At 70.6% G+C, this 18,971-nt stretch carries 20 protein-coding genes; 8 read left to right on the top strand and 12 right to left on the bottom strand.

The window, feature by feature from the left end; all coding sequences use genetic code 11:
• Positions 1-323 precede the first annotated feature (323 nt).
• On the bottom strand, positions 324-974 hold the full coding sequence (locus IE277_RS32225) for a DNA-3-methyladenine glycosylase (protein ID WP_189957252.1): 651 nt from the start codon (positions 972-974) through the stop codon (positions 324-326).
• 100 nt (positions 975-1,074) lie between these two features.
• Here IE277_RS32225 and IE277_RS32220 point away from each other — a divergent pair, with 100 nt between their 5' ends.
• From IE277_RS32220 to IE277_RS32210, 3 genes are all read left to right on the top strand, one after another.
• Positions 1,075-1,857, top strand: a complete 783-nt coding sequence (locus IE277_RS32220) for a sporulation protein (RefSeq protein WP_189957251.1) — start codon at positions 1,075-1,077, stop codon at positions 1,855-1,857.
• 45 nt (positions 1,858-1,902) lie between these two features.
• The gene (locus tag IE277_RS32215) at positions 1,903-2,442 is read left to right on the top strand and encodes a YbhB/YbcL family Raf kinase inhibitor-like protein (RefSeq protein WP_189957250.1); all 540 of its coding nucleotides are present in this window, start codon (positions 1,903-1,905) and stop codon (positions 2,440-2,442) included.
• Between the two features lie 168 nt (positions 2,443-2,610).
• A complete protein-coding gene (locus IE277_RS32210; protein ID WP_189957249.1) occupies positions 2,611-3,117 on the top strand; it encodes an HNH endonuclease in 507 nt (168 codons plus the stop codon).
• 73 nt (positions 3,118-3,190) lie between these two features.
• On the opposite strand, the gene IE277_RS32205 is transcribed toward IE277_RS32210, so the two are convergent.
• The 3 genes from IE277_RS32205 to IE277_RS32195 form a co-directional block, all read right to left on the bottom strand.
• Complete coding sequence (locus tag IE277_RS32205) at positions 3,191-4,150, bottom strand: SPFH domain-containing protein (protein WP_189957257.1); 960 nt, start codon at positions 4,148-4,150, stop codon at positions 3,191-3,193.
• Between the two features lie 110 nt (positions 4,151-4,260).
• Positions 4,261-4,692, bottom strand: coding sequence for an NfeD family protein (locus tag IE277_RS32200; RefSeq protein ID WP_189957248.1), 432 nt, complete (start codon positions 4,690-4,692; stop codon positions 4,261-4,263).
• 61 nt (positions 4,693-4,753) lie between these two features.
• Positions 4,754-5,545 carry an ABC transporter ATP-binding protein gene (locus tag IE277_RS32195; RefSeq protein WP_189957247.1) on the bottom strand — a complete coding sequence of 264 codons (792 nt, stop codon included), beginning with the start codon at positions 5,543-5,545 and terminating at the stop codon, positions 4,754-4,756.
• Positions 5,546-5,695: 150 nt separating this feature from the next.
• Here IE277_RS32195 and IE277_RS32190 point away from each other — a divergent pair, with 150 nt between their 5' ends.
• A complete protein-coding gene (locus IE277_RS32190; RefSeq protein WP_189957246.1) occupies positions 5,696-6,484 on the top strand; it encodes an Rv1486c family protein in 789 nt (262 codons plus the stop codon).
• Positions 6,485-6,641: 157 nt separating this feature from the next.
• Here IE277_RS32190 and IE277_RS32185 read toward each other — a convergent pair whose 3' ends face one another.
• The 3 genes from IE277_RS32185 to IE277_RS32175 form a co-directional block, all read right to left on the bottom strand.
• Complete coding sequence (locus IE277_RS32185; RefSeq protein WP_189957245.1) at positions 6,642-6,887, bottom strand: chaplin; 246 nt, start codon at positions 6,885-6,887, stop codon at positions 6,642-6,644.
• Between the two features lie 171 nt (positions 6,888-7,058).
• The gene (locus IE277_RS32180; protein ID WP_189957244.1) at positions 7,059-7,700 is read right to left on the bottom strand and encodes a response regulator; all 642 of its coding nucleotides are present in this window, start codon (positions 7,698-7,700) and stop codon (positions 7,059-7,061) included.
• Positions 7,693-8,838: a GAF domain-containing sensor histidine kinase gene (locus tag IE277_RS32175; RefSeq protein WP_189957243.1), complete on the bottom strand. Its 1,146-nt coding sequence runs from the start codon at positions 8,836-8,838 to the stop codon at positions 7,693-7,695. Before IE277_RS32175 ends, IE277_RS32180 begins: the two co-directional genes overlap by 8 nt.
• A gap of 229 nt (positions 8,839-9,067) precedes the next feature.
• On the opposite strand from IE277_RS32175, the gene IE277_RS32170 reads away from it, so the two are divergent.
• The 3 genes from IE277_RS32170 to IE277_RS32160 all read left to right on the top strand — a co-directional run bounded on the left by IE277_RS32170 (position 9,068) and on the right by IE277_RS32160 (position 11,869).
• Entirely contained in the window at positions 9,068-9,763 is a 696-nt protein-coding gene (locus tag IE277_RS32170; protein WP_189957242.1) for an SDR family NAD(P)-dependent oxidoreductase, read from the top strand.
• A gap of 14 nt (positions 9,764-9,777) precedes the next feature.
• The gene (locus IE277_RS32165) at positions 9,778-10,842 is read left to right on the top strand and encodes an S-adenosylmethionine:tRNA ribosyltransferase-isomerase (RefSeq protein ID WP_189957256.1); all 1,065 of its coding nucleotides are present in this window, start codon (positions 9,778-9,780) and stop codon (positions 10,840-10,842) included.
• A 301-nt stretch (positions 10,843-11,143) separates the two neighbouring features.
• On the top strand, positions 11,144-11,869 hold the full coding sequence (locus IE277_RS32160) for a transglycosylase SLT domain-containing protein (protein ID WP_189957241.1): 726 nt from the start codon (positions 11,144-11,146) through the stop codon (positions 11,867-11,869).
• 86 nt (positions 11,870-11,955) lie between these two features.
• Here IE277_RS32160 and IE277_RS32155 read toward each other — a convergent pair whose 3' ends face one another.
• Positions 11,956-14,523: an ABC transporter ATP-binding protein/permease gene (locus IE277_RS32155; RefSeq protein WP_189957240.1), complete on the bottom strand. Its 2,568-nt coding sequence runs from the start codon at positions 14,521-14,523 to the stop codon at positions 11,956-11,958.
• Positions 14,524-15,106: 583 nt separating this feature from the next.
• On the opposite strand from IE277_RS32155, the gene serB reads away from it, so the two are divergent.
• Positions 15,107-16,330 carry a phosphoserine phosphatase SerB gene (serB, locus tag IE277_RS32150; RefSeq protein WP_189957239.1) on the top strand — a complete coding sequence of 408 codons (1,224 nt, stop codon included), beginning with the start codon at positions 15,107-15,109 and terminating at the stop codon, positions 16,328-16,330.
• Positions 16,331-16,406: 76 nt separating this feature from the next.
• Here the strand turns inward: serB and IE277_RS32145 are convergent, their stop codons facing one another.
• The 4 genes from IE277_RS32145 to IE277_RS32135 form a co-directional block, all read right to left on the bottom strand.
• Entirely contained in the window at positions 16,407-16,925 is a 519-nt protein-coding gene (locus tag IE277_RS32145; RefSeq protein ID WP_189957238.1) for a SixA phosphatase family protein, read from the bottom strand.
• A 78-nt stretch (positions 16,926-17,003) separates the two neighbouring features.
• A complete protein-coding gene (locus tag IE277_RS32140) occupies positions 17,004-17,210 on the bottom strand; it encodes a hypothetical protein (RefSeq protein ID WP_189957237.1) in 207 nt (68 codons plus the stop codon).
• A gap of 188 nt (positions 17,211-17,398) precedes the next feature.
• Positions 17,399-17,518, bottom strand: a complete 120-nt coding sequence (locus IE277_RS48950) for an SGM_5486 family transporter-associated protein (protein ID WP_268252676.1) — start codon at positions 17,516-17,518, stop codon at positions 17,399-17,401.
• Between the two features lie 80 nt (positions 17,519-17,598).
• Positions 17,599-18,903, bottom strand: a complete 1,305-nt coding sequence (locus IE277_RS32135; protein WP_373310938.1) for a CynX/NimT family MFS transporter — start codon at positions 18,901-18,903, stop codon at positions 17,599-17,601.
• Positions 18,904-18,971: the final 68 nt, after the last annotated feature.

Here is an 18,971-nt window from a genome sequence, read left to right as displayed (position 1 = left end):
CCTCTCGGGCTTTCCTCCGGGCGCTTCCCTTCGGTCTTGCGTTTCCGACTCTATCAGATCCTTTCGGCGTCCGATTCCCTGTCGGCGGGATTTGTCTGGGGGTTTTCGGCTTTCGCCGTGGCCCTTTCGACATTCACTACGTTAGCTCATTCTCTCGGCGACTCATAATCGAGTCTCGCGGCTTCGAATTCGGGCACAAGGGCGCGCCGAAATCGACCCCGCCGAGGGGCTGTAGCTAGGTAGTGGGTGGCCGCTCCGGCTGCAGGCGATTGCCGTACCCGGTTCAGCGGCTCGGGATACGTTACGCACCTTCGTAAGGTGCGTCAACTTGAGCGGCGCCTCGGTACATGGGCCCGATAGGGGCTCACCGTCGGGTCATTGGCCACCCAGTAACGCCAGGGGTGGATGTCGCCATTGCCGCCTTCGCCGGAGACTCCGGTGCGAGGGCCGCTTCGTACCTGGTCAGCGGGTACGGGCGTACCGGTCAGCATCCGCAGCGGGGTCTCGCCGGTGGCGCACGCGTCCGTGCCGTCCAGGGCGCGGTCGATGCCCAGGGCCGTCGCCAGGCGTGCCGGACCCTTGGCCAGTTCCTTGTCGTTCCGGGCCGAAAGTCGCCGTTTGCGCGCCAGCTCGACGCCCTCGATGACCTCGCCGGCGCGGAGCAGCACCGCGCTCGCCCGGCCCTCGGGGCCGCAGACGAGGTTCATGCAGTGCCACATGCCGTAGGTGAAGTAGACGTACACATGTCCGGGCGGACCGAACATCACCGCGTTGCGGGCGGTGCGGCCACGGTAGGCATGTGAGCCGGGATCGTTCGGGCCGTCGTACGCCTCGACCTCTGTCAGGCGGAGGGCGATCGGGCCGTCGGGGGTCGTACGGACGAGGATGCGTCCGACAAGGTCCGGTGCCACGTCCAGGACCGGGCGGTCGAAGAAGTCTCGGGGCAGTGGCGTACGGTCCGGGGGCGCGATCATGCCGTCCGAGCGTAGTGCAGTCGGGGCGGCGGGCCGGCGGAACCGGCAGCGGGCGGATCGCGTTTGTAGGGGTCGAGGGTCCTTCGTAAAGGGAGAGTCAATGGCGTTCAAGAAGCTGCTCGCGAGCCTCGGTGCCGGCGGGGCGTCGGTCGAGACGGTGCTGACCGAGGTCAACGTCGTCCCGGGCGGGGTCGTCCAGGGTGAGGTGCGTATCCAGGGCGGGTCGGTGAACCAGGACATCGAGGGGCTGTCCGTCGGTCTGCAGGCCAGGGTCGAGGTGGAGCGTGGCGACGAGGAGTACAAGCAGAACATCGAGTTCACCAAGGTGCGGCTCGGCGGGGCCTTCGAGCTGCAGGCCGGTGCGGTGCACGCCGTTCCGTTCGGTCTTGAGGTCCCCTGGGAGACGCCGGTCACCATGATCGACGGGCAGGCGCTGCGCGGGATGCACATCGGGGTGACGACCGAGCTGGCGATCGCGCGGGCCGTGGACTCCGGCGATCTGGACCCCATCAATGTGCATCCGCTGCCGGCGCAGAAGGCGATCCTGGACGCGTTCATCCAGCTGGGCTTCCGTTTCAAGAACGCGGACATGGAGCAGGGGCACATCCGGGGCACGCGGCAGACGCTGCCGTTCTACCAGGAGATCGAGTTCCACCCGCCGGCTCAGTACCGGGGCCTGAACCAGGTCGAGCTGAGCTTCGTGGCCGACGAGCACGCGATGGACGTCGTACTGGAGATGGACAAGAAGCCGGGTCTGTTCAGTGAGGGCTCGGACACCTACCGGTCCTTCCAGGTGGGGCAGCACGACTGGCAGGGGACCGACTGGGCGGCTTATCTGAACCAGTGGCTGTCCGAGGTCGGCAGCAAGCGCAACTGGTTCTAGGCTCGGGAACCGCTGGTTGCAGATCATCGATCAGGAGGTACCGAGGTGACCGAGCTCAAGCGGCGGCCGCTCCCCCACGACTTCCATCCGCCCGTGCCGTCGTTCACCGTGACGAGCGCGGACGTCAAGGAGAGTGCGACGCTGGGGAGCGCCCAGGTCCATGCGGAGGGCAATACGTCTCCGCAACTGCGCTGGGAGGGGTTCCCTGCGGAGACCAAGAGTTTCGCCGTGACGTGCTACGACCCCGACGCGCCGACCGGCAGCGGGTTCTGGCACTGGGTCCTGTTCGACATCCCGGCCTCCGTGACGGAGCTGCCGGCGGGTGCGGGCGGCGGGAAGTTCGAGGGTCTGCCCGAGGGCGCGGTGCATGTGCGCAACGACTACGGGACGAAGGACTTCGGCGGTGCCGCGCCGCCGCCCGGGGACGGGCCGCACCGGTACGTCTTCACTGTGTACGCGGTGGACCAGGAGAAGCTCGGTCCGGACGGCGATGTCTCGCCCGCCGTCGTCGGCTTCAATCTGCGGTTCCACGCGATCGCCCGGGCTCAGCTCATCGGTGAGTACGAGAATCCCGCGCAGGGCTGAGCGCAGCGCCACGATTCAGCCGAGCGTTCATTGAACGTTTGCCCGCCTCCGGTCTTGGACGTGATCGGAGGCGGGCATTTTTTATTGCGTTGTCCATCTCGGCGCGCCCGTCCAGAGTTGATCCAAGCCCGCCGGGGGCTGGGCAGGTGCGCACGGGAGGTGGGCTGGATGCGGGACACGCTGGTTCTGAACGCGAGCTTCGAGCCGCTGTCGACGGTGACGTTGAATCGAGCCGTCGTTCTGGTGCTGCAGGACAAGGCCGTCGTCGAGCAGGCCCATCCCGAGCTGCGTATGCGCGGTGCCGATGTGGACATACCCGCGCCCCGGGTGATCAGACTGTGCAGATATGTACGGGTGCCGTTCCGAAGACAAGCACCATGGTCGAGGCGGGGTGTGCTGGTCCGGGACCGGCACCGGTGCGCGTACTGCGGGCGCAGGGCCACGACGGTGGACCATGTGGTGCCGCGGGCGCAGGGTGGGCAGGACACATGGCTGAATACGGTGGCCGCGTGCGCGGAGGACAATCACCGGAAGGCCGACCGGACTCCGCAACAGGCCGGTATGGAGCTCCTCCAGGAGCCGTTTGAGCCGACGCCCGCCGATGCGATGCTCTTGGCTCTGGGGCGGGAGGACCTCGACGCGCTTCCTGAGTGGCTTGCCCGGGATGCCGCCTGATCGTCTGCCGGGTTCGTCCCGCGCGTCCCTTCCCTGAGGGGCGCGGGACGAACCCGGCGTTTTCCGGTGAGCCTCAGTCGATGCTCGGCTTCTCCCAGCGGTCGGGGCCGTTGTTCTGGGGCGGGACGGACTTGCCGTTGCCGCCCGAACCGCCGCCCAGGGGGCCGAAGTTGCCCATGGCACCGGAGAGGCCCTTGAGGGCGTCGCCGATCTCGCTGGGGACGATCCAGAGCTTGTTGGCGTCGCCCTCGGCGATCTTCGGGAGCATCTGGAGGTACTGGTAGCTCAGGAGCTTCTGGTCCGGGTCGCCGGCGTGGATCGCCTCGAAGACCGTACGGACCGCCTGGGCCTCACCTTCGGCGCGCAGGGCCGCTGCCTTGGCCTCACCTTCAGCGCGCAGGATCTGGGACTGCTTCTCGCCCTCCGCGGTGAGGATGGCGGCCTGGCGCGTACCTTCGGCGGTGAGGATCGCGGCGCGCTTGTCACGGTCGGCGCGCATCTGCTTCTCCATCGAGTCCTGGATGGAGGTCGGCGGCTCGATGGCCTTGAGTTCCACGCGGTTGACGCGGATGCCCCACTTGCCCGTCGCCTCGTCGAGGACGCCGCGCAGGGCGGCGTTGATCTCCTCGCGGGAGGTCAGGGTGCGTTCGAGGTCCATGCCGCCGATGATGTTGCGGAGTGTGGTGACCGTCAGCTGCTCGATCGCCTGGATGTAGCTGGCGACCTCATAGGTGGCCGCGCGGGCGTCCGTCACCTGGTAGTAGATGACCGTGTCGATGTTGACGACCAGGTTGTCCTGGGTGATCACCGGCTGGGGCGGGAACGGCACGACCTGTTCGCGCAGGTCGATGCGGTTGCGGATGGTGTCGATGAACGGGACCACGATGTTCAGGCCCGCGTTCAGGGTGCGTGTGTAGCGGCCGAAGCGCTCGACGATGGCGGCGCTGGCCTGTGGGATGACCTGGATGGTCTTGATCAGGGCGATGAAGACCAACACCACCAGAATGATCAGGACGATGATGACCGGTTCCATCGTGTTCCCCGTACCCCTCTCCGCCTCGGCGCCTTCGGCAGATCTCATGCTTGCAGAAGATCTTGCTGGTCGAGTCTGTCAGACTTCACCCAACTCGTGGGCCGGTTGCCTCAGATGACGATGGCCGTGGCGCCTTCGATCTCCACGACATCCACCTCCTGGCCCACTTCGTAGGCGCGGTCGGTGGCGAGGGAGCGGGCCGACCAGATCTCTCCGGCGAGCTTGATCCGGCCGCCGGAGCCGTCGACGCGTTCCAGGACGACGGCCTGTTTGCCCTTCAGGGCGTCGATACCTGTGGCGAGTTGAGGGCGTTGTCTGCTGTGCCGGGCCGCGATGGGGCGGACGACGGCGATGAGTGCGACGGATACGACGATGAACGCGAGGACCTGGATCACGGTGCCGAAGCCGAGTCCCGCCACGACCGAGGCCGCGACGGCCCCCACCGCGAGCATGCCGAACTCCGGCATCGCGGTGACCACGAGCGGGATTCCGAGTGCCGCCGCGCCGACGAGCCACCACACCCATGCGTCGATGTCCTTCACATGGTCATGGTAGGACCGGGGCCGGGGCGACGGACAGGGCGCGAACCGAGTCGGGGTGGAGTCAGGACAGCGGCAGGCCCTGAGCCGTCCAGCGGTCACCGACCTGCTCGACGACGAGCGGGAGACCGAAGCAGCGGGAGAGGTTGCGGGAGGTCAGTTCCAGCTCGATCGGGCCGGCGGCGAGAACCTTGCCCTGGCGGATCATGAGGACATGGGTGAAGCCCGGGGCGATCTCCTCGACATGGTGCGTGACCATGATCATCGAGGGGGCGATGGGGTCGCGGGCGAGTCGGCCGAGGCGGCGGACCAGGTCCTCGCGGCCGCCGAGGTCGAGGCCGGCGGCGGGCTCGTCGAGCAGGAGCAGCTCGGGGTCGGTCATCAGGGCGCGGGCGATGAGGGTGCGCTTGCGCTCGCCCTCGGAGAGGGTGCCGAAGCGGCGGTCGACGTAGTCGGTCATGCCGAGGCGGTCGAGGAAGGCGCGGGCGCGCTGCTCGTCGACCTCGTCGTACTCCTCGTGCCAGCCGGCGGTCATGCCGTAGGCGGCGGTGAGCACGGTCTGCAGGACGGTCTGGCTCTTGGGGAGCTTCTCGGTCATGGCGATGCCGGCCACACCGATGCGGGGGCGCAGCTCGAAGACATCGACCTTGCCGAGGGTGTCACCGAGGATGGTGGCGGTGCCCTTGCTGGGGAAGAGGTAGCTGGAGGCGACGTTCAGGAGGGTGGTCTTTCCGGCGCCGTTGGGGCCGAGGATGACCCAGCGCTCGCCCTCCTTCACCGACCAGGAGACCTGGTCCACCAGAGCCCGGCCCTCGCGGACCACGGATACGTCCTGAAGCTCCAGAACATCGCTCATGAGCGCGTTGTCTCCCCTTGCAGTGTGGCCGGTCTCGGCTGTCGCGTACGCCTGTGGCTCGGTCCGCCGCGCCGGTGGGCGCAGCCCATATGAAATCTACGCCACGAGTGCGCCGGTCCATTCCATCGGTCCGGTCCTTAGGGTGGAGGCATGCTCTCGGAACCGCGTTCAGGACGCCTTGCCGCTTGGGGAAATGCCCTTTTGGCCGGACTTGTCTCTCCGGATGACGCCGTACTCGCCATTGTGGGCGAGGACACGGTGCACCGGGTGGAGGGGCTGCCCGGGGAATCCGCGCCGGTCGGGCTCACGCTCGCGTTGGGGCGGTTGCGGGCGCTGGGGGTGACCGGCCTGCGGGTGGCGCTGCCCGCGCCGGGGCACCCGCTGGGGCTGAGCGGTCCGCCGGAGTTCAATGCGCGGGCCCTGGAGGCCGAGGAGGCGGTGGTCTGCTTCGGCGCCGCGTTCGGCCTGGTGCCCGAGGTGTACGAGGCCGGGCCCGAGGGCGATGTACATGCCGAGGTGGTCTGGCAGGTGCTGCCGGTGCGGGAGGCGCCGCCCGCCGATGTGCCCTCGCTGGGCGAGGCGGAGCGGGAGCTGGCGGAGGCGCTGCGCGCGGCGACCCAGGTGCTGTCGAAGCTGGATGTCGCCGGGTCGGGGCCGGTGGCCGAGGCGGCGATCGACGCGTACCGGGCGCGGGCCGAGCATGGGCGGGAGGTGCTGGCGCCGGGCTATCCGCCGCGTGCGGCGCGGGTGCTGGAACTGGCGCAGCGGGTGGCCCTGCTGGTGTCGCTGGCGTACGGCAACGGGCACGGGGCGGCGGTCACCTCCGCGGAGATGGCCGCTCGGTCCGAGGCTCTGCGGCCTGTGGAACGCACGGGGCGCCGGGCGCAGGTCGCGGCGTACAACTCCATTGTGGAGGAGCGGGAGCGGGGGATTCGCTGAGCCCGTCGCTCTGCGGTCACCGGTGCCGCCGGCCTTCCGGTCACCGGGGGTGTGCCTGGGGGCTGTCGCCCCCAGGTTCCCGCTTCGGCCCTGAACGGGCCTCGGCCTCAGGCGCCGGACGGGCTGTGCTTGCCCGGCCGGCGCCGAGAAGTGAACCTCAGTGGTTGACGGCGCTGTTGCCGAAGGCCGGGTTCATGATGCCGACCACGCTCACGCTGTTGCCGGACACGTTCAGCGGGATGTGCACCGGGGCCTGGATGACGTTGCCCGAGACAACACCCGGGGAGCCCTGGGCGTCACCGCAGGCGTGGGCGCCGCCCGTGGCGGAGGCCATCCCCGCACCAGCGGCCACCAGGCCACCGGCCAGCATCGTCACGGCCGCGGCCTTCTTCAGGTTCTTCACTTGCCAACCCCTCCTAGACGTTCACCGCGGCGGTTCGCCGCAGCACGCACTGGAGAACGGCGGAGATCGCCCGTGGTTGCGCCGTCCGGGGGACATTCCCACGACGGTATGAATCTCAGTCCATAACCTGACCCTTCATGTTGCCCTCGGTGAGGTCGTGGTGAGGGCGTTTCAGCCGGTCAGGCCATGGCGAACGGCCCAGAGCGCGGCCTGGGTGCGGTCGGCGAGGTCGAGCTTCATCAGGATGTTGGAGACATGCGTCTTGACCGTCTTCTCCGACAGGACGAGGGCACGGGCGATCTCCCGGTTGGAGCGGCCGTCCGCGATCAGGCCGAGCACCTCGCGCTCCCGGTCGGTGAGCGAACCGCCTCTGCCCTGCGGGGAGTTGGCCTCCTCCTGGGAGAGCAGGACGCCGGCGACCTCCGGCTGGAGCAGGATGTGTCCGGCGTGCACGGAGCGGATGGCGCCGGCGAGGGCGTCGGGGTCCACGTCCTTGTAGACGTATCCGGCGGCGCCCGCGCGCAGGGCCGGTACGACCGTGCGCTGCTCGGTGAAGCTGGTGACGATCAGCACGCGCGCGGGGTTGTCGAGTTCGCGCAGCCGGCGCAGGGCGTCGATGCCGTCCATGCCCGGCATCTTGACGTCCATCAGCACGACGTCCGGTCGCAGTTCCTCGGCGCGGGCGACGCCCTCGGCGCCGTCGGCGGCCTCCCCGACGACCTCTATGTCGTCCTGCACTTCCAGGAAGGTGCGCAGGCCCCGGCGGACGACCTGGTGGTCGTCGACGAGGAGCACCCTGATCGCGTCAGCCACCGGGGACCTCCATCTCGATCGTGGTGCCCTTGCCCGGCACCGATTCCACGGTCAGCGTGCCGCCGACACCGCTCGCGCGGTCCCGCATGGAGACCAGGCCCAGATGCCGTCCGGCGCGGCGGACCGCCGTCGGGTCGAAGCCGCCTCCGTCGTCGGTGACGCGGAGCACGGCGCCGCCGCCGCGCCGGCCCAGGCGTACGTCGACGTGGTCGGCGCCGGAGTGGCGCAGTGCGTTGTGCAGGGCCTCCTGGGCGACCCGGAGCAGGGCTTCCTCCTGGGCGGCGGGCAGGGCGCGGAAGCCGGTGCCGGCGAAGGTGACGCGCGCGGTGTGGGCGCGGTCGAGGACCTGGGTCTGGGTGCGCAGGGTGGCGATCAGGCCGTCCTCGTCCAGGGCGGCGGGGCGCAACTCCACGACGGCGGCGCGCAGTTCGTCGGCGGCCTCGGCGGCGAGCGCGGCGACCTGGTGCAGTTCGCCCTTGGCGCGGGCCGGGTCGCGGTCGACGAGGGCGGCCGCGGCCTGGGCGGTCAGGCGCAGCGAGAAGAGCTTCTGGCTGACCGCGTCGTGCAGTTCGTGGGCGAGGCGGGAGCGCTCCTCGGCGATGGTGAGTTCACGGCTGCGTTCGTAGAGCCGGGCGTTGGTGAGGGCGATGGCGGCGTGCTGGGCGAGGATGGCGAGCAGGTCCTCGTCCTCCGCGGTGAAGCCGCAACTCCCCTCCGGCTTGGGGCAGTTCTTGTTGGCGAGGAAGAGGGCTCCGATGACCTCGTCGCCGTCGCGGATGGGCAGGCCGAGGAAGTCGACCAGGTCCGGGTGCGCGGCCGGCCAGCCCTCGAAGCGGGGGTCCTTGCGCACGTCGGCGAGGCGCTCGGCCTTCGCCTCGTGCAGCATCGCGGCGAGGATGCCGTGCTGCCGGGGCAGCGGGCCGATGGCCTTCCACTGGGCGTCGCTGACGCCGTCGACGACGAACTGGGCGAAGCCGCCGTGGTCGTCGGGGACGCCGAGGGCGGCGTACTGCGCGTCGAGCAGCTCGCGGGCGGAGGCGACGATCGTCTTGAGGACGTCGCGCACCTCCAGATGCCTGCTCATGGCCAGCAGCGCGGCACTGACCGCGGCGAGGCCGGACCGGGGGCCTTGACTCATGACCTCACGGTACCGGCGGGGTGTGACAGCGGGGATCGGACCTGTGACGGCCGGGACCGGTCCGCCGGCCCTAGGACCTGCGGTGTAGGCCGCTGGGCCCCGGGCCTGCGGGGTACGCCGAAGGGCCCCGGCGGTTTGCGGCCCGCGTCCGAGGCGGCGCCGAGGGCGCCGTTCCTACGGTGTGGCCACCGTCCGACGGTGGGCGGTGGGCGACGAGGGGACGGTAGTCATGCCGGTAGCGATCATCACGGGGGCCTCGAAGGGCCTGGGGCGGGCGCTCGCCGGGGCGCTGGCCGCCCGGGGCTGGGATCTGGTGCTGGACGCCCGGGGCGCGACGGCCCTCCGGGAGGCCGCCGAGAGCGTCGCCGGGCACGGCACGCGCGTACGGGCACTGCCCGGGGATGTGACGGATGCCGGGCACCGGGCCGCGCTGGTGGCGGCAGCGGGCCGGCTGGGCGGTGTCGATCTGCTGGTGAGCAATGCGAGCGCGCTGGGCGCCGAGCCGCTGGTCCGGCTGGCGGAGCTGCCGCTGGAGGGGCTGCGGCGGGCGCTGGAGGTGAATGTGGTGGCCGCGCTGGGCCTGGTCCAGGAGGCGCTGCCGCTGCTGCGTCTGGCGCCGGCCGGCGCGGTGATCGCGGTCAGCTCGGACGCGGCGGCCGAGGCGTACGGGACCTGGGGCGGCTACGGCGCCTCCAAGGCGGCCCTGGACCAGCTCGCGGCGGTGCTGGCCGTGGAGGAGCCCGGTCTGCGGGTGTGGGTGGTGGATCCCGGGGACATGGCGACCGGTCTGTACGCGGCGGCCGTGCCGGGCGACGACGATCCGCGTCCGGCGCCGGACACGGTCGTACCGGCGTTCCTGCGGTTGCTCGGCGAACGGCCGGCGAGCGGCCGGTACGGGGCGCCGGCACTGGTGGCGGAGCGGTGAGGGCGGTCGTGCACATGCCGCAGGGGCGGTCCGCGCGCGTGCCCGCCGAGCAGCGCGGTCCGGGGCTGGACCGGGACGCCGTACGGCTGCTGGTGTCGCGCGGTACGGAGGTGTCGCATCACGCGTTCCCGGAGTTGCCGCGGCTGCTGCGGGCCGGGGACCTGCTGGTGGTGAACACCTCGCCCACCCTGGCCGCGGCGGTGGACGGGCGGATCGGGCACGCGCGCGTGGTGGTGCATGTCTCCGCACGCGGGGACGACGGCCGGTGGGCGGTCGAGCTGCGGGAGCCGGACGGGCGGGGCACCACATCCCCGCGTGCGGGCACGCGCGCGGGGACAGAGGTGGTGCTGCCGGGGGCGGGGCGGCTGGTCCTTCAGGAGCCGCTGAGCCCGCGCGGGGAGCGGCTGTGGTGGGCGCGGGCGGCCGGGGACGTCCTGGAGGTGCTGCGCGCCCATGGGCGGCCGATCCGTTATTCCTATACAGAGCGGGACCAGCCGCTCGCGGCGTACCAGACGGTGTTCGCGCCGGCGTCGCCGGACGGGGCGGGCAGTGCGGAGATGCCGAGTGCGGCGCGGCCGTTCACCGCGCGGCTGGTGGCGGAGCTGGTGAGCAGGGGGGTGCGGTTCGCGCCGGTCACGCTGCACACGGGGGTGGCGTCCGTGGAGGCGCACGAGCCGCCGTACGCGGAGCGTTTCGTGGTGCCGGAGGCCTCGGCGCGGCTGGTCAACGCCGTGAAGGCGGGTGGGGGACGGGTCGTCGCGGTGGGTACGACGGCCGTGCGGGCCGTGGAGTCGGCGGCCGGGCCGGACGGGGTGGTGCGGGCGGCGCGGGGGTGGACGGAGCTGGTCGTGACGCCGGAGCGCGGGGTGCGGGTGGTGGACGGGCTGCTGACCGGGCTGCACGAGCCGGAGGCCTCGCATCTGCTGATGCTGGAGGCGGTCGCGGGGCGGTGCGCGGTCGACCGGGCGTACGAGGAGGCACTGCGGGGGCTCTACCTGTGGCACGAGTTCGGCGACGTCCACCTCATCCTCCCGGAGGAGAGCCCTCACACAGTGCATTGCGACGGCAACTCCTGGTGAGACTGTTACGTCTTCGATGTGAGCCCGCGCATAGGGCCCACATCACGTACGAACGGACATAGGAGATAAAGCCTCCCCGCATGAACGGGACAGACGGTCCAGTCTGTCCCGTTTTGCCCTTCCCCGATCCACTATCGGGGATCGTACGTCACACCTTTGCCTGGACATTTTGCGCCCGCTAAGAATTGCTTCCGTCGCTCAGCGCCGCGGGTCTTCGGACCCCCGGTGTTCGTGTGGGAGGAACCGATTCCCCCGGCGGACGCAGAGAGCGACCTCCGCGCTCACGAGAGGTCCATCAGCCATGCCCAAGTACGTTCTCAACCGATCTCATAGTCGTGCCCTGACCAAGCAGGGCAAGATCGCCATCGCCGGTGTCGCCGCTCTCGGTGCCGCGGCCGTGGCCCTCTCGGCCGTCCCCGGCAACGCGGAGACCGTCACCACCGGCGCCCCGGCCGCCCACGCCCAGGCCGCCGGCGCGACGCTGAAGAACGTCAAGGGCACGGTCACCGACCAGCTCGCCACCCGGTCGGTCAAGCTCGACTCGTACGCCGCGCAGAAGAAGGCCGCCGACGAGGCCGCCGCCTCGAAGAAGGCCGCCGACGCCGCCGCCGCGGCCAAGAAGGCCGCGCAGGACCGCGCCGCCCGACAGACCGCGAGCCGCTCCACCGAGCGTCTCGACATGCAGCCGGTCGCCGCGAAGACGTACGCGAACAACCTCGACGGCTGGATCCGGCAGTCGCTGGACATCATGAAGCAGCACAACATCCCGGGCTCCTACAGCGGCCTGCACCGGAACATCATCCGTGAGTCCTCGGGCAACCCGATGGCGATCAACAACTGGGACATCAACGCCATCAACGGCATCCCGTCCAAGGGCCTGCTCCAGGTGATCCAGCCGACCTTCAACGCGTACCACGTGGCCGGCACGTCGTGGAACATCTACGACCCGGTCGCCAACATCACCGCCGCCGCCAACTACGCGGCCCACCGGTACGGCTCGATGGACAACGTCAACAGCGCGTACTGAGGTCGGCGCGGACCTCTGACGCACGCCGAAGGGCGGCACCCCACTCTCGGGGTGCCGCCCTTCGGCGTCGCTGCGCGGGTGTGCGACTACTTGCGCATGACCTCCGGCTCGTGGCGGCGCAGGAAGCGGGCCACAAAGAAGCCGCAGACCACACCGAGCAGGACCAGGATGATCATGTCCATGGTCCAGGCGCCGGCCGTGTGGTTCCACAGCGGGTCGGTGCTGCCCGGGTCATCGGTGTTCGGGGCGATGTTGTTGAAGTCCAGCGTGGTGCCGGCGGCGGCCACGCCCCAGCGCGACGGCATCAGGTACGAGACCTCGTTCACACCGAACGTGCCGTGCAGCGTGAACAGACAGCCGGTGAAGACGACCTGGATGATCGCGAACATCACCAGCAGCGGCATGGTCTTCTCGGCGGTCTTCACCAGCGAGGAGATCACCAGGCCGACCATCATCGAGGTGAAGCCGAGCGCCATGATCGGCAGACACAGCTCCAGGAGCGTGGAGGCGCCGAGGACGATTCCCTGGTCGGGGATGTCACGGCTGGAGAAGCCGATGATTCCGACCAGCAGTCCCTGCAGCACGGTGACGGCGCCGAGCACGACCACCTTGGACATCAGATACGCCGACCGGGACAGGCCGGTCGCCCGCTCCCGCTCGTAGATCACCCGTTCCTTGATCAGCTCACGCACGGAGTTCGCGGCGCCCGCGAAGCACGCGCCGACCGCGAGGATCAGCAGCACCGTGGTGGCGGTGCCGTTCGGGACGTGCAGGCCGGTCTGCGGGTTGATCGCCGCGTTGACCTTCAGACCGCGGTTGTGCTGGATCGGCAGGCTGACCGCGCCGAGGACCGCCGGCAGCACCACCGACAGCAGCAGGAAGCCCCGGTCGGAGGCGATGACCGACACATAGCGCCGGATCAGGGTCAGCAGCTGCGAACCCCAGGCCTGCGGCTTGGGCGGCCTGATGGCCTGCGGCGGGGGCATGTGGTGAACCGACTGCGGAGCGGCCGAGTCGAAGTCCGCCGCGTACATCTGGTAGTGCTGCGAGCCCTTCCAGCGGCCCGCCCAGTCGTAGTCGCGGTAGTTCTCGAAGGCCGAGAAGACATCGGCCCAGGTGTCGTAGCCGAAGAAGTTCAGCGCCTCCTCGGGCGGGCCGAAGTAGGCCACCGAACCACCGGGCGCCATCACCAGGAGCTTGTCGCAGATCGCCAGCTCGGCCACGGAGTGGGTGACCACGAGGACCGTACGGCCGTCGTCCGCGAGGCCGCGCAGCAGCTGCATGACGTCGCGGTCCATGCCCGGGTCGAGGCCCGAGGTGGGCTCGTCGAGGAAGATCAGCGACGGCTTGGTGAGCAGCTCCAGGGCCACCGAGACACGCTTGCGCTGGCCACCGGAGAGAGAGGTGACCTTCTTCTCCTTGTGGATGTCCAGCTTGAGCTCGCGCAGCACCTCGTCGATGCGGGCCTCGCGCTCCTGTGCCGTGGTGTCGGCGGGGAAGCGCAGCTTGGCCGCGTACTTCAGGGCCTTCTTGACGGTCAGCTCCTTGTGCAGGATGTCGTCCTGCGGGACCAGACCGATGCGCTGGCGCAGCTCGGCGAACTGCTTGTACAGGTTCCGGTTGTCGTACAGCACCTCGCCCTGGTTGGCGGGCCGGTAGCCGGTGAGCGCCTTGAGCAGGGTGGACTTGCCGGAGCCGGACGGGCCGATGACCGCGATCAGGGACTTCTCCGGGACGCCGAAGGAGACGTCCTTCAGGATCTGCTTGCCGCCGTCGACCGTGACGGTCAGATGACGCGCGGAGAAGGAGACCTCACCGGTGTCGACGAACTCTTCGAGGCGGTCGCCGACGATCCGGAAGGTGGAGTGGCCGACGCCGACGATGTCGGCCGGGCCCAGCTGCACCGAGCCGCCCTTGGCGATCGGCTGGCCGTTGACGTAGGTGCCGTTGTGCGAGCCGAGGTCGCGGATCTCCAGCCGGCCGTCGGGCGTCGAGTGGAACTCGGCGTGGTGACGGGAGACCTGCAGGTCCGAGACGACCAGCTCGTTCTCCAGGGCACGACCGATGCGCATCACACGGCCCATGGCGAACTGGTGGAACGTGGTCGGGCTGCGGTCGCCGTGGACCGGCGGCGCCCCCGCGCCACCACCGGGTGCCGGCTGTGCGTACGGATCGGCGGGCGCCGCCTGCTGCGGGAACGCGGGCGCCTGCTGCTGCCAGTCCGGCGGCGGGGCCTGCGGCGGTACGGCCTGCTGCGGGGCCGGTGCCTGCGGCTGTGCGGCGGCCTGTTGCGGGGCCTGGGCCCAGCCGGGCGCTCCGGCGCCCTGCGCCGCGTACGGCGCCGACTGCTGCTGGCCGACCGCGGCTCCGGACAGGTTCAGGCGCGGTCCGTCGGTCGCGTTGCCCAGATGCAGCGCCGTGCCCGGCCCGATCTCCGTCTGCTGGATCCGCCGGCCCTGCACGAAGGTGCCGTTGGTGCTGCCATGGTCCTCGATGACCCAACTGCGGCCGTTGAAGCTGACCGTGGCGTGCCGCCAGGACACCCTGGCGTCGTCGAAGATGATGTCACCCTGCGGATCACGGCCGAGGGTATAAGGCCTGGACGGATCGAGCGTCCAGGTCTGTCCGTTTGATTCCAGTACGAGTTCCGGCACTCCATGCCCCACTGAGTTGTCCCCCGAGTTACCCCCATCACAGGGAGTCTAGGGATGTCGAACATCGTGGGGAACTATTTCAGGCTCCGCCCTCTGACCGAAAGCCGGGCCTTGCCACAAGCCCCCTCGCGCGCTCCAACTCGCCCTGTGGACGAGGGTTGAAACCGGGCCGGAGAGTGCTAATCCCGGCGAGGGGGACAGCCATCGCCATGCTGCCGCCCGGCGGATCGGGGGGTCCGCGCTCACCGGGCCCCGTGACGGCGGCCGTTGTGACACTCGGGACGGATGGTTCGGTCACCCCCTCCGGCGAGGCACCCGCTTCCGGCTGAGAGGCGCCGAGTCGCCCATCGGCGTCGAGATCACGCCACTCGGGGGGATCGCGTGCGGCCGGCGTCTCCCCCGGCCTGCCCGTGAGGGCATCTCGTGGCAGAGTCGTGGTGGAGCCGAGGGCCGGTGTGCGGGGTGCGTGAAGGTGTCTTTCGGTGGCAAGATCCCTGACACCGGCGCGACATCCATTGTTCCGTGTCCGTCAGGCGGACCTCGGCGGCGGACGGCACTGGGTGCCGGATACGGTGGTGACACCATGAGCGCTTCGCAGACCTCTGCCTCACAGACCCCCGAGGTCCCCACTCTCCTCGTCAAGATCTTCGGCAAGGACAGGCCGGGCATCACCGCGGGCCTCTTCGACACCCTCGCCGCGTACCTCGTCGACGTGGTCGACATCGAGCAGGTCGTCACCCGGGGCCGCCTGGTGCTGTGTGCGCTGGTCACCCAGCCGCCGGCCGGCCTGGAGGGCGATCTGCGGGCCACCGTGCACAGCTGGGCCGAGTCGATGAAGATGCAGGCGGAGATCATCTCGGGGCACGGTGACAATCAGCCGCGCGGCCTCGGGCGTTCCCTGGTGACCGTCCTCGGCCATCCGCTGACCGCCGAGTCGACGGCGGCCATCGCCGCCCGGATCGCGAAGACCGGCGGCAACATCGACCGTATCTTCCGCCTCGCCAAGTACCCGGTGACGGCAGTGGAGTTCGCCGTCTCCGGCGTGGAGACCGAGCCGCTGCGCACCGCGCTCGCCTCCGACGCGGCGGCACTGGGTGTCGATGTGGCCGTGGTGGCGGCGGGCCTGCACCGGCGCGCTCAGCGGCTCGTGGTGATGGACGTGGACTCGACCCTGATCCAGGACGAGGTCATCGAGCTGTTCGCGGCGCACGCCGGCTGCGAGGACAAGGTCGCCGAGGTGACGGCGGCGGCGATGCGCGGGGAGCTGGACTTCGAGCAGTCGCTGCACGCGCGCGTGGCGCTGCTGGAGGGGCTGGACGCCTCGGTGGTGGAGAAGGTGCGCAACGAGGTCCGGCTGACGCCGGGTGCCCGCACCCTGATCCGCACGCTGAAGCGGCTCGGCTACCAGGTCGGGGTCGTCTCCGGTGGCTTCACCCAGGTCACGGACGATCTGAAGGAACGGTTGGGTCTGGACTTCGCGCAGGCCAACACGCTGGAGATCGTCGACGGCAAGCTCACCGGCCGGGTCACGGGCGAGATCGTGGACCGTGCGGGCAAGGCGCGGCTGCTGCGCCGGTTCGCCGCGGCGGCCGGGGTGCCGCTGTCGCAGACGGTGGCGATCGGTGACGGTGCCAATGACCTGGACATGCTGAACGCGGCCGGTCTGGGCGTGGCCTTCAACGCCAAGCCGGTGGTCCGCGAGGCCGCGCACACGGCGGTGAACTTCCCCTTCCTCGACACCGTGCTCTATCTGCTGGGCATCACCCGCGAAGAGGTCGAGGCGGCCGACACGCACCACGAGGGCTGATCCGTTCCGGTTCCCCGGATACGACAAGGGGCCCGGTGCCGCCCGCGGCATGCCGGGCCCTTCCGCGTCAGCCGTGTCAGCTGTGCGGAGTCCAGAAGTCGACCAGCTTGGCCACGCCGTGTTCCACGGACTTCCAGGAGCCCTCGAAGGTGAGGATCGCGAAGGCGGCGGTCGGGAAGCCGCTGCGGTTCATCCGCGCGAGGAGATCGCCGTCCGCCTCTCCCGCGAGGGCGTCGGCGAGAGCGTGGACGCCCGGGTTGTGGCCGATCAGGACGAGGTTGCGGACGTCGTCCGGAGTCTCGTCGAGCAGGGCGATCAGCTCGCCCGGGGAGGCCTCGTAGACCCGCTCCTCGTAGACGGTCCTCGGTCGCTGCGGGAACTCCTGGACGGCGAGCTTCCAGGTCTCGCGGGTGCGGGCCGCGGTGGAGCACAGAGCCAGGTCGAAGGCGATCTTGGTGTCCGCCAGCTTGCGGCCCGCGACGAGGGCTTCCTGGCGGCCGCGCTCCGCGAGGGGCCGGTCATGGTCGGCTTCCTGGCCCCAGTCGGCCTTCGCGTGCCGGAGGAGGACGATCCTGCGAGGTTGTTCAACGCTCATGATGCCCAGCTTCGCATGAAACGAGCCATGCGGCGCAGGGAGTTGACATGCGGATTCACCGCGCACGGGGGCTTCGGGTCAGCGCGTGAGGAGCTGCTGGGCGCGCTCGACGAGGTGCGTGATCGCCGGGTCGCCGCTCGCCGCGTGCGCGTCCGACGGGTTCAGTATCAGCACGAGCAGCGCGATGAAGGCGAGCGCGGGCAGCGCGAGGGCCCACCAGGGCAGCCGGATGTCGACGCCGCCCGTGGTCGCCGGGTGAGGCCGGGGGTGGGTGCGGGCCGACATGATCGCCTCCGTGGGTCTTCGAGCGGGTTCGTGAGCCGCCGTGCGGTCTCACCCCTCGAAGGTACGGATTCCGGGGCCGCCAACCCATCAGGACTTCCACCCAGTTGACCCTGACCCTCACCCCCTAGGGGATGGTGGGGCCAGCCCCACCATCGGCCCGCGGAGGCGGTCCGGGGCCCCGGCCGCCGTCAGGGGGAGGCGACGGTCGCGACGATCGCGATGATCACGAAGATGGCGAAGAACGAGCCGAAGACGAGCAGCATCTTCTTCTGACCGTTCTGCGGGTTCGGGTCGAGCACAGGCTGCATGCGCCCAGTCTCGCACCCTCCCTGCGGGCCCCGTCCGCGGGGGTCGGCGCGTCACCTCCCCCGAGACCCGTTCGCGGAGGTCAGCGTGCGGCCGCCTCGTCCTCCACCGTGCGGTCGCGGCCCGCCAGGAAGCCGACCGCCATCTGCGGCACCATGAGGGCCGCCATGAGGGCGATCGGCACTCCCCAGCCGCCGCTGTGCTGGTAGAGCACGCCGACCAGCAGCGGGCCGGGGATGGAGATCAGGTAGCCGGTGCTCTGCGCGAACGCGGACAGCTGGGCCACCCCCTGGCCGCTGCGGGCCCGCATCCCGACCATCGTCAGGGCCAGCGGGAAGGCACAGTTGGAGACGCCGAGCAGCAGGGCCCAGGCCCAGGCGCCGGCGGCGGGCGCGAGGTACAGGCCGGCGTATCCGGCGAGGCCGCACACGCCCAGGACCAGCACGATGGGCCCCTGCTGGGGCAGCCGGGTGGCGACCCTCGGGATGACGAAGGCCAGCGGCACGCCCATGACCATGGTGACGGCGAGCAGCACGCCCGCGGTGCCGGCCGGGACGCCGGCGTCCCGGAAGATCTGCGGCATCCAGCCCATCGTGATGTAGGCGGCGGTGGCCTGGAGGCCGAAGAAGACGGCGAGCGCCCAGGCGGTGCGGCTGCGGGTGATGCGCAGGGGCGCGGGCTGCGCCACGGGCGCGTGCCGCTCCGTCGCCGCGCGCTCCCCCGCCGCGCGCTCCTGCGGCGGTGCGGATGCGGTGCCGCGCTCGCGTACGAGCGGCAGCCAGGGCAGGACGGCGGCGCCCGCGATGACGGCCCACACGGCGAGACCGGACCGCCAGCCGCCTCCCATGGCGTCCGTCAGGGGCACCGTGACGGCGGCGGCGAGGGACGTGCCGAGGGCGAGCGCCATCGAGTACAGGCCGGTCATGGAGCCGACCCGGTCGGGGAACCAGCGCTTGACGATGACCGGCATGAGCACGTTGCTGACGGCGATGCCCATCAGGGCGAGCGCGCTGGCGGCCAGGAAGCCGGCCGTGCCGCCGACGAACGGCCGGATGAGCAGGCCCGCGGTGATGGCGACCATGCCCGCGCACACCACGGCGGCCGGCCCGAAGCGACGGGCCAGCCGGGGCGCGGTGATGCCGAAGACCGCGAAGCAGAGCGGGGGCACGGAGGTGAGCAGGCCCGCCACACTGCCGCTCATGCCGAGCCCGTCGCGGACCTCCTCCAGGAGCGCGCCGAGGCTGGTGATGGCCGGGCGGAGGTTCAGCGCGGACAGCACGATGCCCACGATGACCAGGCGGGTCGCCCACGCGCGCGTGGGTCCTGCGTCAGGGGTCGTCCCGGGGGTGCCTGTCGTGGGGGCCGTACCGCGTCCGGTCGGTGACATCGTCGTACCGGTGTCGGCCGTACCGGTGTCGGTCGCACCGGTATCCGCTGTCCGGGTGTTCGCTGTCC

The organism is Streptomyces alanosinicus, assembly GCF_014650595.1.
GTDB lineage: Bacteria > Actinomycetota > Actinomycetes > Streptomycetales > Streptomycetaceae > Streptomyces > Streptomyces alanosinicus.
Note: the sequence above shows the minus strand (reverse complement) of the source record. Positions and strands in the feature narration are given on the sequence as shown.